This window comes from Streptomyces sp. NPDC048196 (assembly GCF_040652715.1).
GTDB lineage: Bacteria > Actinomycetota > Actinomycetes > Streptomycetales > Streptomycetaceae > Streptomyces > Streptomyces siderophoricus.
In genome coordinates this window covers 148,111-162,141 of record NZ_JBEZMM010000013.1, presented here as the reverse complement: position 1 = coordinate 162,141, position 14,031 = coordinate 148,111, and the positions used below count along the sequence as shown (strand labels likewise).

At 71.5% G+C, this 14,031-nt stretch carries 13 protein-coding genes; 7 read left to right on the top strand and 6 right to left on the bottom strand.

The features are described 5' to 3' along the window. Positions 1-233 precede the first annotated feature (233 nt). Entirely contained in the window at positions 234-1,832 is a 1,599-nt protein-coding gene (locus AB0E02_RS16610; protein ID WP_362139703.1) for a methylmalonyl-CoA mutase family protein, read from the bottom strand. 172 nt (positions 1,833-2,004) lie between these two features. Here AB0E02_RS16610 and AB0E02_RS16605 point away from each other — a divergent pair, with 172 nt between their 5' ends. Next, positions 2,005-2,874 carry a L,D-transpeptidase family protein gene (locus AB0E02_RS16605; RefSeq protein ID WP_362139701.1) on the top strand — a complete coding sequence of 290 codons (870 nt, stop codon included), beginning with the start codon at positions 2,005-2,007 and terminating at the stop codon, positions 2,872-2,874. A 163-nt stretch (positions 2,875-3,037) separates the two neighbouring features. Here the strand turns inward: AB0E02_RS16605 and AB0E02_RS16600 are convergent, their stop codons facing one another. From AB0E02_RS16600 to AB0E02_RS16590, 3 genes are all read right to left on the bottom strand, one after another. Then, a complete protein-coding gene (locus tag AB0E02_RS16600) occupies positions 3,038-4,075 on the bottom strand; it encodes a hypothetical protein (RefSeq protein ID WP_362139698.1) in 1,038 nt (345 codons plus the stop codon). Next, positions 4,075-4,746: an RNA polymerase sigma factor gene (locus tag AB0E02_RS16595; protein ID WP_362139695.1), complete on the bottom strand. Its 672-nt coding sequence runs from the start codon at positions 4,744-4,746 to the stop codon at positions 4,075-4,077. Before AB0E02_RS16595 ends, AB0E02_RS16600 begins: the two co-directional genes overlap by 1 nt. A 661-nt stretch (positions 4,747-5,407) precedes the next feature. Continuing rightward, positions 5,408-7,075 (bottom strand): glycoside hydrolase family 20 protein, encoded by a 1,668-nt coding sequence (locus AB0E02_RS16590; RefSeq protein ID WP_362139693.1) that lies wholly within the window; start codon positions 7,073-7,075, stop codon positions 5,408-5,410. A 134-nt stretch (positions 7,076-7,209) separates the two neighbouring features. Between AB0E02_RS16590 and AB0E02_RS16585 the strand changes: the two genes are divergently transcribed. From AB0E02_RS16585 to AB0E02_RS16565, 5 genes are all read left to right on the top strand, one after another. After that, entirely contained in the window at positions 7,210-7,989 is a 780-nt protein-coding gene (locus AB0E02_RS16585; protein ID WP_362139691.1) for a 2-oxo-4-hydroxy-4-carboxy-5-ureidoimidazoline decarboxylase, read from the top strand. Positions 7,990-8,232: 243 nt separating this feature from the next. Then, on the top strand, positions 8,233-8,613 hold the full coding sequence (sdhC, locus tag AB0E02_RS16580) for a succinate dehydrogenase, cytochrome b556 subunit (protein ID WP_030416515.1): 381 nt from the start codon (positions 8,233-8,235) through the stop codon (positions 8,611-8,613). 6 nt (positions 8,614-8,619) lie between these two features. Then, a complete protein-coding gene (locus AB0E02_RS16575; protein WP_362139689.1) occupies positions 8,620-9,096 on the top strand; it encodes a succinate dehydrogenase hydrophobic membrane anchor subunit in 477 nt (158 codons plus the stop codon). A 20-nt stretch (positions 9,097-9,116) separates the two neighbouring features. Beyond that, positions 9,117-10,871, top strand: a complete 1,755-nt coding sequence (gene sdhA, locus AB0E02_RS16570) for a succinate dehydrogenase flavoprotein subunit (protein ID WP_362139686.1) — start codon at positions 9,117-9,119, stop codon at positions 10,869-10,871. Continuing rightward, entirely contained in the window at positions 10,871-11,647 is a 777-nt protein-coding gene (locus AB0E02_RS16565) for a succinate dehydrogenase iron-sulfur subunit (RefSeq protein WP_261956049.1), read from the top strand. Before sdhA ends, AB0E02_RS16565 begins: the two co-directional genes overlap by 1 nt. Here AB0E02_RS16565 and AB0E02_RS16560 read toward each other — a convergent pair. Both AB0E02_RS16560 and AB0E02_RS16555 read right to left on the bottom strand, forming a co-directional pair. After that, positions 11,644-12,474 carry a hypothetical protein gene (locus tag AB0E02_RS16560; RefSeq protein ID WP_362139683.1) on the bottom strand — a complete coding sequence of 277 codons (831 nt, stop codon included), beginning with the start codon at positions 12,472-12,474 and terminating at the stop codon, positions 11,644-11,646. The two genes, AB0E02_RS16565 and AB0E02_RS16560, sit on opposite strands and share 4 nt — an antisense overlap. Positions 12,475-12,626: 152 nt before the next feature. Further along, on the bottom strand, positions 12,627-13,025 hold the full coding sequence (locus AB0E02_RS16555) for a MerR family transcriptional regulator (protein ID WP_362139680.1): 399 nt from the start codon (positions 13,023-13,025) through the stop codon (positions 12,627-12,629). 88 nt (positions 13,026-13,113) lie between these two features. Here AB0E02_RS16555 and AB0E02_RS16550 point away from each other — a divergent pair, with 88 nt between their 5' ends. Beyond that, entirely contained in the window at positions 13,114-13,962 is an 849-nt protein-coding gene (locus AB0E02_RS16550; RefSeq protein ID WP_362139677.1) for an alpha/beta hydrolase, read from the top strand. The last annotated feature ends 69 nt before the right edge of the window (positions 13,963-14,031 follow it).

Genomic DNA, 14,031 nt, shown 5'->3' with positions numbered 1-14,031 from the left:
GAGGGGCCGGTGTTTGGGACGTAAAGCGCCAGCAGTCCCAAACACCGGCCCCGGAGGCCCGTCACCGCACCCAACACCCACCCAGCCCGCCGCTGGGGGTACCTCCCACGCCCTTTAGGCAGTGGGGGAGCAACGGCGACCAACACCCGCGACGGGAGAGACGGGTACGTGGGAGGCGCCGCAAAGCGCGCAACGGCGATCAACAACCGCGGCGCCGCAGACGGGTACGTGGGCTAAAGCCCGTGCGGCGGCACATACGTACCCCAAACCCCCCGAAGCGCGTCGCACACCTCCCCCACCGTCGCCCGTGCGCGGAGCGCATCCCGCATCGGGGGGAGGACGTTGTCCGGGGACTCCGCGGCCTTGCGGAGGGTGTCGAGGGCGGCGGTCACCGCGGGGCCGCTGCGGCGGGACCGTAGCAGGGCGAGGCGTTCGACCTGCTGGGCCTCGATCGCGGGGTCGACGCGCAGCGGCTCGTACGGTTCCTCCTCGTCGAGGAGGAACCGGTTGACGCCGACGACGACCCGGTCACCGGCGTCCGTCTCCTGCGCGATGCGGTACGCGTTGCGCTCGATCTCTTCCTTCTGGAAGCCGTGTTCGATGGCGGCGACCGCGCCGCCCATCTCCTCGACCCGCCGCATCAGCGCGAGGGCGGCCTCCTCCACGTCGTCGGTCATCGACTCGACCGCGTAGGAGCCGGCGAACGGATCGACGGTGGCGGTCACATCGGTCTCGTGGGCCAGCACCTGCTGGGTCCGCAGGGCGAGCCGGGCCGCCTTGTCCGTCGGCAGGGCGATCGCCTCGTCGAAGGAGTTGGTGTGCAGCGACTGGGTGCCGCCGAGCACCGCGGCCAGGGCCTGGACGGTGACCCGGGCGAGGTTCACCTCCGGCTGCTGGGCGGTGAGTTGCACACCGGCCGTCTGGGTGTGGAAGCGCAGCATGAGGGATTTCGGGTTCTGTGCGCCGAATTCCTCGCGCATGACGCGGGCCCAGATGCGGCGCGCGGCACGGAATTTGGCGACCTCTTCGAGGAGCGTGGTGCGGGAGACGAAGAAGAAGGACAACCGGGGGGCGAAGTCGTCGACGTCCATGCCGGCGGCGAGCGCGGTCCGGACGTACTCGATGCCGTTGGCGAGGGTGAAGGCGATCTCCTGCGCGGGGGAGGCGCCGGCCTCCGCCATGTGGTAGCCGGAGATCGAGATGGTGTTCCAGCGGGGGATCTCGGTACGGCAGTACTGGAACACGTCCGAGACCAGCCGCAGCGAGGGCGCCGGCGGGAAGATGTAGGTGCCGCGGGCGATGTACTCCTTCAGGATGTCGTTCTGGACGGTGCCGGTGAGGTGGCCGGGCGGCACCCCTTCCTCCTCGCCGACCAGTTGGTAGAGGAGCAGCAGCAGCGCCGCGGGGGCGTTGATCGTCATGGACGTGGAGACCTTGTCCAGCGGGATGCCGCCGAACAGCACCCGCATGTCCTCGACGGAGTCGATGGCCACCCCGACCTTGCCGACCTCCCCGGAGGCGATCGGGGTGTCGGAGTCGTGGCCCATCTGGGTCGGCAGGTCGAAGGCGACCGACAGGCCGGTGGTGCCGTGGGCGATCAGCTGCCGGTAGCGGGCGTTGGACTCCCGGGCGGTGCCGAAACCCGCGTACTGGCGCATCGTCCAGGGCCGTCCGGCGTACATCGTCGGGTGGATGCCGCGGGTGTAGGGGTAGCCGCCGGGCGCGCCGAGGCGGCGTTCGGGGTCCCAGCCGGCCAGTGCCTCCGGCCCGTACACCGGCTCGACGGGCAGACCGCTCTCGTTGTGCCGCACACTGCCCGGTTCCTGCGCCATGGAAGTACGCCTCCGCCTGGGTGACCGCGATCCGGTGGTCCTTTTCCGACGGTCGATGCACCGTCGTCACGGTTTTACGCCTTTGTCACAGCATGCCCGCAGGTTCGCCACGCCGCAGCGCTGGGAAGCATCTCCACTGGCCGGTCGGGCCGCCCAGATCCGGGGGTAGCGCATGAGGCGGAGCAGCGGAAGACGTACGGCGCCGGTGGCGGCCGCGGTTCTGGTGGTGGCGGCGCTCGCGGTGGGCTGCCGGCCGGTGACGGTGACCAGGACCGGCGCGCCGGACAGCAAGGGCGTCCGCTACGCCCCCACCACCCCCGCTCCCCCACCGCTGACCGCCCACCCCGCGCCCGCCCGGCACACCGCTCCCGCGCGCCCGCACCGCACCGGGCATCCGGCGCCGCGGGCCCCGCGCGCGGTGCTGGCGATGGGCTCGCGCGGCGCGCAGGTCCGCGAACTCCAGGCACGATTGACCCAGCTGGGTCTGTTCGACCGCGCCCCGACGGGCTACTACGCCTCGGTCACCGCCACCGCGGTCCGCACGTTCCAGAAGCATCAGGGGCTGCCGCGTACGGGGGCGGTGCAGCCCGCGGCGTGGCGTGCGCTGCAGGCCCGGACCCGTGAGCCGTCGCGGACGGAGCTCTACCCGCCGACCACCAGGCCGGTCGGCGTCCCGGATCCGCGCTGTCTGCGGGGCCGGGTGATCTGCATCAGCAAGCGGAGCAACACCCTGGCCTGGGTGGTCGACGGGCGGGTGGTGTCCGCGATGGACGTCCGCTTCGGCTCGCAGTACACCCCGACCCGGGAAGGCACCTTCGCCATCGCCTTCAAGAGCCGGCGCCATGTCTCGACGCTGTATCACACGGCCATGCCGTACGCGATGTTCTTCAGCGGCGGCCAAGCGGTGCACTACTCCGCGGACTTCGCGGCCCGCGGCTACCGCGGCGCCTCGCACGGCTGCGTCAACGTCCGGGACAAGGACAAGATCGCGTCGCTGTTCGCGGCGGTGCACAAGGGGACCAAGGTGGTCGTCTACCACTAGGGCGAGAAGGCCGAGAAGAGGGAGAAGGGCGCGGGCAGGGCCGGGGGAACGTGCCCCGCCCGCGCCAAATGCGCTGAGCCGTGGGTACGGGGGGAACCCCGGCTCTCGCGCAGCCGATGACCAGTCGGCTTCACTCAGTACTGCGTCACCGGCTCAAAAAACGTCACACCCGGCCGGAGGCCGTGCTGCTCGGGGTCGTCCCGGCGGGATCCGTGCTGGTCACGGAGGGCGTGGGGGCGGGGCTGGAGGCGCTGGGCGACGGGGCGGGCTGGTCGCCCTCCTCGTCGCCGGAGCCGGCGGAGCCACCGGTCTGGCCGGTGCTGCCGCTGGTTCCGGTGCCGCCGGTCAGATTGCCGACGACGCCATCGTTGTCACCCGAGCCGCCACCGGACTGATAGCGCGCCAGATAGGTCCGGCAGAAGGTGTGCACGTTGTCCGCGCCGCCGGCCCGGCGTTCGAGGCGCTGCCGCTTGTCGCGGTCCATCCGGTCCCGGTTGCCGGACTCGTACTCCTGACAGAGAGTGAGCAGAAGTTTCTTCTTGGCGCCGCGGCCGGGGTCGGTCTTCTTGCCGCCCTGGTCGCCGTGCCGGCCGGGCGTACCGCTGCCCGGCACCCCGGTCGCGCCGGGACTGGCCCCGGGCGTCGCGGTGTCGGAGGGCGCGGTGGACGTCCCGCCGTGCGTCGCGTCGGGCGTGCTGCCCGTGGTGCCGTCGGTCTGGGCCTCGCCGGGCTCAGTGGTGGCCAGCGGTCCGGGCGTCTTGGCGGAGGAGGCACTGGAGCCCGGTCCGGGCTCCCCGCCATCGCGGAAAGGGCCGGGCAGGACTCCCGCCCCGGCCGCGACGGCGACCCCGCCGATGGCGCAGGCCGCGAGCGCAACGGCGAAGCCGCGCCGGAAGGGGCGGGCGAACCGGGTGCGTTCGGCGACGGCGGCGGCGTGGACCGTCGACACGGCGGCGTCGGAGCCGCGGCGTGCCGAACGGGCGCCGGAGCCGTGCGGACCGGCCCGGCGGAACGCGGCGACGGCGTCCTCCTCGCCGGGCAGCGGCGCGGCCTCGGGGGCCCGTGCGCCGACCGCGGCGGCGGCCGCCAGCAGTTGTTCGAGTTCCTGTGCGCCGGCGTCGTACGGGGAACCGACTCGCTCACCACGCAGCAGTCGCTCCGCAGTGTCCTTGTCGAGCCAGTCGTACCGATCGTCGGCCATCACATGTCCTTCTGCGTTCGTGCGGCCGATTCCGTCACACCCCGTAGGCGGGAATCCGCCACGTCCCCGGCGCGCTGCTGCTCGGGGACGTGGTCCCCGGCGCCCTGCGGGTCGCCGATCAGTTCGGCGAGCTTCCGGAGTCCGCGGTGTGCGGCGGTGCGTACCGCACCGGGCCGTTTGCCGAGCACCTCGGCCGCGCTCTTGGCGTCGAGCCCGACCACCACCCGGAGCACCACGGCCTCGGCCTGGTCCTGCGGCAGCCGGGATATCAGCTGCATGGTGCGGCCGGTGCCGAGGGCCTCCAGGGCCTCACCGGCGGTGTCGGACGCCGCCGGGGTGTCGGCCAGTTCGCTCTCGTCGCCGCCGATCGCCGGGCGCCGGCCGCGCATCCGGATGTGGTCCAGGGCGCGGTTGCGGGCGATCCGGGCGGCCCAGCCGCGGAAGCGGTCGGCGTCGCCGCTGAAGCGGGCGAGGTCGCGGGTTATCTGCAGCCAGGCCTCGGAGGTGACGTCCTCGACGTCCGCTTCGCTCACCAACGTCCGTACATACCCCAGAAGTCGGGGGTGTACGGCGCGGTAGACGGTACGGAACGCTGCCTCGTCGCCGTCCTGCGCCGCCTGTACGGCCACCGTCAGCCGGCGGTCGTCCGGCTGAATGTCGTCCCCTCGCACGGGTCCATCCTGTCGCACGTGGAATGTCCGCCGCCCGGTCCTTGCTGCTTCAGTGCTTCGCTTCGCCGTAGATCGGGGTTCCGGGAGAACCCCCGGTAACCCCGCTGTTCCTGCTGACCGTAACCCGTGCGCACACCCGCTCCGCACCCGGGCCGGATCGCGGACCGCACGGGACCGGAATACGGGAGACCGTGCGCCCACCGGCGCGGATGCGCACGTTACGGGCCTGGCCGGGCCCGCGTCCAGACCACTGGCCGTACCACCGCCCGCACCGCGTGTGACGCTTTCGGGCCGTCCGGCGCTGTACCGGATAGAGGGCCGTTACGGCCCTCCACGAACGACGGCCGGGGCCTCTCCTGTGGGGGGTGGCGGCCCCGGCCGTCCTCGTGGACCCAGGCCGCCACGGAGCCTGATGCCGAATTCCCCTCCCCCGTCGAGAGCGACGTCAGCCCGTATCGGGGGGTGGCGGCCCCGGCCGTCCTCGTGGGCCCAGGCCGCCACGGAACCTGATGCCGAATCCCCCTCCCCCGTCGAGAGCGACGTCAGCCCGTATCGGGGGGTGGCGGCCCCGGCCGTCCTCGTGGGCCCAGGCCCGCCACCAACCTGAGTTCTCACCCGTTTCTTACCGGGTGGCGGCCGGCTGGGCGGGCCGCATTCCTCATCAACCGGACAAGCCCGCCTTCTTGGCCAGGGTCGTGAAGGCCGTCCAGGACAGGGCCGGTGTCCCCGGGGCCCAGGTCTTCTGCGCCAGTGCCGCCAGCGGCAGCCGGATTCCGGCGGCCACCTGTGGCGCGGTCTGCGCCTGCGACCGGTCGCACCAGATCGCGAAGCGCGCGCCGGGGATCCGGTCCGGGCCGGTCATGGAGGCGGGGACGTCCACCGCCCGGGTGCCGCGGATGACCTTCGGCGTCCAGTCCCGGTAGATGCGCTCGCCGGTGGGATAGGTGAACTGGTTGGGCTGGCCGAGGACGTAGTAGAGGTACTCGTCGTTGAAGTTCAGCACGTTGCGGCCCTCGCGCAGGAACGCCTCGGGGGGACGCTTGCCGACCTCCTTGCCGGTCCAGTAGGCGACCGTCCGGTTCTTGTCGGCGCTGATCGCGGGGCTGGAGAAGAAGCCGTCGTTCCAGGCCTCGATCCGGTTCTTGCCCTGCCCCTCGACGGTCTTCTGCCGGTCGTTGAGCCAGCCGGTGGCCAGGTCCTCGATCGTGCCGTTGCTCCCGTACTTCTGCCGCGCGGCCCGGGCCAGCTGCGGGTACGTGGTGGACGGCGAGGACGACATCAGCGCCTGGTACTCGTCACCGCCCAGGTGCCAGTAGGCGGGGGCGCCCTTGGGGTTGGTGAACAGCTGGCTCATCTCGCGCAGCAGCGAGTCGATCAGCGGGCCGGCCTTGGGGTTGGAGATGTCGATCGCGCCGGGGACCACGCTGCCCGAGGCGCGGTGCAACTGGAGATCCTGATGGCTTTCCAGCACCTTGCCCAGGTGGCCGGGCGAGTCCAGTTCCGGGACGACGGAGATGTGCAGGCTGCGCGCGAGCGCGATGATCCGGCGGACCTGGGCCTTGGTGAGGTGGTCGGCGGAGACCACCTCGGGGTGGGTGTCGCTCTGGATGCGGAAGCCCTGGTCGTCGGAGAAGTGCAGCTGGAACTGGTTCAGCTTGAGGTCGGCGATCTCCCGCAGCCGCGCCTCGATCCACGCCTCGGTGAACGGCTTGCGGGCGTTGTCCAGCGACATTCCGCGCTGCGGGCGGTCCGGGCGGTCCTGGACGGTGCCTTCGGGGAGCCCGCCGGCGGCGCGTACGGCCTGCTTGACCGTGCGGGTGGCGTAGAAGATTCCGGCGTCGGTGGGGGCCGTGAGAGTGAGCCGGGTCCCTTTGGCGGTGAGGGTGTAGGCCTCGTCGGCGGCGTCCTGGACGGGCAGGTTGTTGCCCTGTTTGCCGCCGTTCTTGCCGGAGAGCTTCACCTCGATGTCGCCGGGGCGGACCGGCTCGTCGCCGTAGACGACGGTCAGGCCGCCCAGGTCACGGGCCATCAGCGCGGCCTCGTCGGCGACGTTGCTCCGCTTGCCGGCCGGGACGACCACCCGGGCCCCTTTGGAGGGGCGCCAGCCGCGCCCCTCGGCCCGGTGGAACTCCCGTACCGCCGGGATGACCTGCGGCGTTCCGGTGATCGGCGCCCAGCTGGGGGTCGCGGCGGCCGAGGGGTTCACCTTGGCGCTGGTGCTGCCGGGGGACTCGGTGCCGGCTGAGTGGGAGCAGCCGGCGAGCAGCAGCGCGCCGGTGAGCGCCGCGGCCGGCAGCGCGGCGCGCGACGGCCGCATCGGTTTCGACATCGTGCAATCCTCACTTTTCGGGGCGAAGGCATTGCCAGGTGTGCGGGGCCGGTCGTCCACCGGATGTGCGGGAACTCTCTCCTCCGGGTGAAATTCGCGCATCCGTCGGACAGCTGTCGACAGGCGTCGTTAGCGTGGCGTCCTCGTTCGTCACCCCTTTCCCAGGGCTCTTCCGGAACCACCGGATACCGCCGGGGTGTCGTGTTCCACGCACCACCGCCACACCCGTCGCCGCTTCGTTCCGCGTCCCGGCGTCGGTCCGCTTCCCTCAGCTTCCGTCAGTCGCCCGCCCCGCACCTGTCGAACCGTTCCGATCGCATCCGTCCGAGGAGCCCACGCTGTCCGGTGACACCCCGGCCGCCCGGCCGACGCTGCGCCCCCAGCCCGCGCGGTGCGGCATACCCTCGCAGGTCCCCTCCACCGCCCTGCCGCGACCCCGCCCCGACGGCACGGGGCTGCGCCGCCTCAACGCCCTGGACCGGGACGGCGCGCTGGCCGCGCTGCTGCGCTGCTGCGGCAGCCGCGAGTGGGCCGGGCAGCTCGCCGACCGGCGCCCGTACCGGGACCCGGAGGCCCTGCTCGCCGCCGCCGACCGGGCCTTCACGGGCCTTCCGGCGGTCGGGCTGGACGAGGCGCTCGCCGCCGAGTCCCCGCCGCGGCCCCCGGCCGGGACCCACGGGCCCGGCGCACCGGCCGCCCGTACCGCCCTGAATGCCGCATACGCCGCATACGAGCAGCGCTTCCGTCATGCGTTCGTGATCTGCCTGGACGGCTGCCGGGAGGAGGAGGTGCTCGACCAGATCCTGTTCGGCATCCGCATGCGGCTGGGCAACGGCCCGGACGAGGAGCGGTCGGTCACCGCGGAGCAGCTCCGGCGGGTGGCCCGCGGCCGGCTGCGCCGCCTCGCGGTCTGAGGCCGGCGCCCGCCGCAGTACGGGCCCGAGCTCGCAGCAATCACGCCGTATGCCCGGCAAAGTCCCGGTTCGTCCTTGTGTGATAGCCCGTTGGTGCCTGTTTGATCACACCTAAGGACCCCCGCGCGAGGAACCGACAACTCGTCGATACGATGACGAGCGGCCGGAGGACCGTACCCGGCCGGGCCCGACCGACAGAGAAGCCGGCTGGCGCCCCAATCCCCGCTCCCGGAGGGTTTTTCCGTGCCGGCTGGAACGCTGTACCGCGGCCGGGAAGGCATGTGGTCCTGGGTGGCTCACCGAGTCACCGGCGTCCTCATCTTCTTCTTCCTGTTCGTACACGTCCTCGACACCGCTCTCGTCCGCGTCTCCCCCGACGCGTACGACAACGTCGTTGCGACCTACAAGACGCCGATCGTCAATGTGATGGAGTACGGCCTGGTGGCCGCCATCCTCTTCCACGCGCTCAACGGCCTGCGGGTCGTCCTGGTCGACTTCTGGTCGAAGGGCCCGAAGTACCAGAAGCAGATGCTGTGGACCGTCGTGGGTGTCTGGGTCGTGCTGATGGCCGGTGCCTTCTACCCCGTGCTGCAGCACACCCTGCGCACGCTGTTCGGGAGCTGACGCGAGATGTCCGCTGAAACCACTTCCGCAGGCGCCACCGCGAGCGACGTCCGCCTCTACGACGTGGACAACCCGGCCCCGGTCATCGAGCCGCCGCGCAAGCGCACCAAGAAGACCGGCCGCGCCTCCCGGGGCAACTTCGAGATGCAGGCCTGGCTGTTCATGCGGCTGTCCGGCATCGTGCTGGTCGTCCTGGTCCTGGGCCACCTGGTGATCCAGCTCGTGCTCGACGGCGGTGTCTCCAAGATCGGCTTCGCCTTCGTCGCCGGCCGCTGGGCCTCGCCGTTCTGGCAGGTCTGGGACCTGCTGATGCTGTGGCTGGCCATGCTGCACGGCGCCAACGGCCTGCGCACCGTCATCAACGACTACGCGCAGCGGGACAACACCCGCTTCTGGCTGAAGATGCTGCTGTACACCGCGACGGTGTTCACCGTCCTTCTGGGCACGCTGGTGATCTTCACCTTCGACCCGAACATCTCCTGAAGCCGGGGCTGACTGGAACCATGAAGATCCACAAGTACGACACCGTCATCGTCGGCGCCGGCGGCGCGGGCATGCGCGCCGCCATCGAGGCGACCAAGCGCAGCCGCACCGCGGTCCTGACGAAGCTCTACCCGACCCGCTCCCACACCGGCGCCGCCCAGGGCGGTATGGCCGCCGCCCTCGCGAACGTCGAGGAGGACAACTGGGAGTGGCACACCTTCGACACGGTCAAGGGTGGTGACTACCTGGTCGACCAGGACGCCGCCGAGATCCTCGCGAAGGAGGCCATCGACTCGGTCCTCGACCTGGAGAAGATGGGCCTGCCGTTCAACCGCACGCCGGACGGCACGATCGACCAGCGCCGCTTCGGCGGTCACTCCCGCAACCACGGTGAGGCCCCGGTCCGCCGGTCGTGCTACGCGGCCGACCGCACCGGCCACATGATCCTCCAGACGCTGTACCAGAACTGCGTCAAGGAGGGCGTGGAGTTCTTCAACGAGTTCTACGTCCTCGACCAGCTGATCACCGAGGTCGACGGCGTCAAGAAGTCGGCCGGTGTGGTGGCGTACGAGCTCGCCACCGGCGAGATCCACGTCTTCCAGGCGAAGGCCGTCATCTACGCCTCCGGCGGCTGCGGCAAGTTCTTCAAGGTGACCTCCAACGCGCACACCCTGACCGGTGACGGCCAGGCCGCCGTCTACCGCCGCGGGCTGCCACTGGAGGACATGGAGTTCTTCCAGTTCCACCCGACCGGCATCTGGCGGATGGGCATCCTGCTGACGGAGGGCGCCCGCGGTGAGGGCGGCATCCTCCGCAACAAGGACGGCGAGCGCTTCATGGAGAAGTACGCGCCGGTCATGAAGGACCTCGCGTCCCGCGACGTCGTCTCGCGCTCCATCTACACCGAGATCCGCGAGGGCCGCGGCTGCGGTCCCGAGGGCGACCACGTCTACCTCGACCTGACGCACCTCCCGCCGGAGCAGCTCGACGCCAAGCTCCCGGACATCACCGAGTTCGCGCGGACCTACCTCGGCATCGAGCCCTACACGGACCCGATCCCGATCCAGCCGACCGCGCACTACGCCATGGGCGGCATCCCGACCAACGTCGAGGGTGAGGTCCTGTCGGACAACACCACCGTCGTCCCCGGCCTGTACGCGGCCGGCGAGGTGGCCTGCGTCTCCGTGCACGGCGCCAACCGTCTGGGCACCAACTCGTTGCTGGACATCAACGTCTTCGGCCGCCGGGCCGGCATCGCGGCCGCGGAGTACTCGGCCACCGCCGACTTCGTCGAGCTCCCCGAGGACCCGGCGAAGCTGGTCCAGGAGCAGGTCGAGCGGCTGCGCACCGCCACCGGCAGCGAGCGGGTCACCGAGATCCGCAAGGAGCTGCAGGAGACCATGGACGCCAACGTGATGGTGTTCCGCACCGAGCAGACGATCAAGACCGCGGTCGAGAAGATCGGCGAGCTGCGCGAGCGGTACCTGAACGTGTCCATCCAGGACAAGGGCAAGCGGTTCAACACCGACCTGCTGGAGGCCATCGAGCTGGGCAACCTGCTCGACCTGGCCGAGGTCATGGCCGTGTCCGCACTGGCCCGCAAGGAGTCCCGCGGCGGTCACTACCGCGAGGACTACCCCAACCGCGACGACGTCAACTTCATGCGGCACACCATGGCGTACCGCGAGGTGGGCGACGACGGCGCCGAGTCGATCCGTCTCGACTACAAGCCGGTCGTGCAGACCCGCTACCAGCCGATGGAGCGTAAGTACTGATGGCTACCCCGACCCTGGACAAGGCGGCCGAGGCCGGCCAGCCCGAGCCCGGCTTCGCCGACTCCCCGTACATCACGGTCACCTTCCGGATCCGCCGGTTCAACCCGGAGGTCTCCGAGGAGGCCAGCTGGCAGGACTTCCAGCTGGAGATCGACCCCAAGGAGCGCGTCCTGGACGCCCTCCACAAGATCAAGTGGGAACTGGACGGGTCGCTGACCTTCCGCCGTTCCTGCGCCCACGGCATCTGCGGTTCGGACGCCATGCGGATCAACGGCCGCAACCGTCTCGCCTGCAAGACGCTGATCAAGGACATCAACCCGGAGAAGCCGATCACGGTCGAGGCCATAAAGGGCCTGACGGTCCTCAAGGACCTGGTCGTGGACATGGAGCCGTTCTTCCAGGCGTACCGCGATGTGATGCCCTTCCTCATCACGACCGGCAACGAGCCGACCCGTGAGCGCCGGCAGTCCGCCGAGGACCGCGAGCGCTTCGACGACACCACCAAGTGCATCCTGTGCGCCGCCTGCACGTCCTCGTGCCCGGTGTTCTGGAACGACGGCCAGTACTTCGGCCCGGCGGCGATCGTCAACGCGCACCGCTTCATCTTCGACTCGCGCGACGAGGGCGGCGAGCAGCGCCTGGAGATCCTCAACGACAAGGACGGCGTCTGGCGCTGCCGGACGACCTTCAACTGCTCCGAGGCCTGCCCGCGTGGCATCGAGGTCACCAAGGCCATCCAGGAGGTCAAGCGGGCGCTGATCACCCGGCGCTTCTAGCACCGCCGTTCAGCGCCGGCCGGCGTCCGGGCCCCGGCCCGGACGCCGGCCGGGGCCGGAACATCCCCGAGGGCCCCGCCCCCGTACGCACGGGAGCGGGGCCCTTCGGCGTGCCCGGCCGCCTCCGGCTCGGCCGCCGGGTACACCAGCACCGGCGGCAGCGCCTCGTCCACCAGCGCGATGGGCACGCCCCGGCAGAAGTACGAGGGCACGAACACCAGCCCCCGCCCCTGGAGGAACAGCTCCCGCTCCACCGGGTACGCCACCTCCAGCACCGGCGGCCGCCAGCGCATAGCCGGCCCGAACGTCCGCAGCATCGCCTCCGCCCCGGACTGTGCCAGGGCGTGCACCCGCAACGCCCGGTCCGCGCCCACCCGTCCGGCGATCCGCGGCCAGGCCGGCGCGACCGCCAGGTGGTGGTACGTCCGCAGGCTGCGCGCCAGTTGGCGCAGCGCGGCCGGTTCGCCCTCCCCGATGCCGCGCGCCTCGCCCGGCAGCGCCCGGTGCCCGGCCAGCAGCGCCACCTCGGCGCGCAGCCGCGTGCGCGGGGTGCGCATCACCGCCTCCAGCCCTGGTTCGACGCCCTCCAGCGCCGCGTAGGGCGTGAGGAAGTCCGGGAAGTAGCCGCGCAGCGGCACCAGCGGGAACAGGGTCCGCAGCGGCCCGGGGCCGTGCCGCACCGCGTGCTGCCGCCAGGCGGCCAGCGCCGGCTCGCCGCGGTCCTCCCGCAGGATCTGCAGGCTCAGCGCGGTCTCCCAGAGCGGGTCGGCGCCCTCCGCCACCCTCGTACGCGCCAAGTCCTGCCCGGTGAAGTGCACTCGTAACACGGCAGCCCCCTGCTTCCCCACCGCTCCCCCGAACGGCGTGCACACGAGGATCGGCCGGACGGGCGGGTCATGGCAAGCGGAAAGCGCAAGAAGAATCGGAAAGAACGCAAGGAGCTTTACGGCCTTCTTGAGGGGCGGGCGCCCCGGCCCCGTCAGGCCGAGCGCAGGGCCATCGTCGCCAGTGCCGCGTCCTCCTCCCGGCGCTTCCGCATGACCTGCGCATACGCCGCCAGGGCCGCCCGCCGCTGGGCCAACTCGGCCATCTCCGCGTCCAGTTGGGTCATCCTCCGCTCCACGATCCCGGCCGAGAGCGCGCACGGGGTGAGGCCCGGACCGCCCTGGGCGCACGGCAGCAGCCCGCGGATCTCGTCGGTGTTCAGTCCCGCGGCGAGCAGCTCCCGCACTCTCCGTACGGCCTCCACCGCCTCCTCACCCCGATAGCGGCGATAGCCGTTCGCGTCCCTCTCGGCACTCAGCAACCCCTGCTGCTCGTAGTAGCGCAGCACCCGCGTACTGACCCCCGTACGCCGCGCCAGCTCCCCGATCCGCATCCGCTCCCCCTTCCGGCACCGGGGCCGAACGGAACGGCCCGGCACCGACTTGACCTTGACACCGGTGTCACACTGCAACCTCTTCCGCATGACGCAGATTCCCGCATCGATTTCCGCATCGATTTCCGCATCGATTCCCGCATCCCCGACCGCCCTTCCGAAGCTGTCCACCACCGTCGCCGGTGATCCCGCCGGGTCCGGCATCCTGCTGGCCCACGGCGCGACCGGCAGCGTCGAGGGCAACTACGGCGGCCTCATCCCCACCCTGACCGCCACCGGCCACCACGTCGTGGCCCCCGACTACCCCGGCTCGGGCCACACCCCGCGCGTCACCGGCCCGTTGGAGCTGGACGCCCTGGCCGACGCCCTGGTCGCCGAGGCCACCGAGGCCGGTATGGACACCTTCACCCTGATCGGCTACTCCATGGGCACCGCCGTGGCCGTACGGGCCGCGGCCCGGCACCCCGAGCGGGTCCGCGGACTGGTCCTGACGGCCGGCCTCGCCAAGGCGGACGCCCGGACCACGGTCTGGCTCGACCTCTGGCTGGGCCTCCTGGAGCGCGGGGACCACGCCGCCTTCGCCCAGGCCCGGGCCCTCGGCGGCCTGGCCCCCGAGCGGTTCAACGCCCTCTCCCCCACCGAGCGCGCCGCCGTCCTGGCCCCCGACCCGTCCCTGTGGCCCGCCGGCTCCGCCGAACAGGCCGCGCTGGTACGCGTCCTGGACACCACCGCCGACCTGCCCACGATCACCGTGCCCACGCTGGTCATCGCCACCACGCTGGACACCCTGCTGCACCCGTCCCACTCCCGTTACCTGGCCGACCACATCCCCGGCGCCGAGTACGCGGAGATCGCCACCGGCCACCTCCCGATGGTCGAACGGCCCGCGGAGTGGCAGGAGTTGATCCACACTTTCCTGACCAAGCACGGCCTGTGAGCCAAGCACGGACTGCGAGCCAAGCACGGACTGTGAGACGGCACTCCGGTAACCGCGCGCGCCGCTGCG

Excerpts from the sequence above, each read along its gene's own strand:
- AB0E02_RS16575 (WP_362139689.1), top strand. The coding sequence starts at position 8,620 with ATGTCCGCTGAAACCACTTCCGCAGGCGCCACCGCGAGCGACGTCCGC.
- AB0E02_RS16590 (WP_362139693.1), bottom strand. The coding sequence starts at position 7,075 with ATGTCGAAACCGATGCGGCCGTCGCGCGCCGCGCTGCCGGCCGCGGCG.
- sdhA (WP_362139686.1), top strand. The coding sequence starts at position 9,117 with ATGAAGATCCACAAGTACGACACCGTCATCGTCGGCGCCGGCGGCGCG.
- AB0E02_RS16605 (WP_362139701.1), top strand. The coding sequence starts at position 2,005 with ATGAGGCGGAGCAGCGGAAGACGTACGGCGCCGGTGGCGGCCGCGGTT.
- AB0E02_RS16565 (WP_261956049.1), top strand. The coding sequence starts at position 10,871 with ATGGCTACCCCGACCCTGGACAAGGCGGCCGAGGCCGGCCAGCCCGAG.
- AB0E02_RS16555 (WP_362139680.1), bottom strand. The coding sequence starts at position 13,025 with ATGCGGATCGGGGAGCTGGCGCGGCGTACGGGGGTCAGTACGCGGGTG.
- AB0E02_RS16550 (WP_362139677.1), top strand. The coding sequence starts at position 13,114 with ATGACGCAGATTCCCGCATCGATTTCCGCATCGATTTCCGCATCGATT.
- AB0E02_RS16610 (WP_362139703.1), bottom strand. The coding sequence starts at position 1,832 with ATGGCGCAGGAACCGGGCAGTGTGCGGCACAACGAGAGCGGTCTGCCC.
- AB0E02_RS16600 (WP_362139698.1), bottom strand. The coding sequence starts at position 4,075 with ATGGCCGACGATCGGTACGACTGGCTCGACAAGGACACTGCGGAGCGA.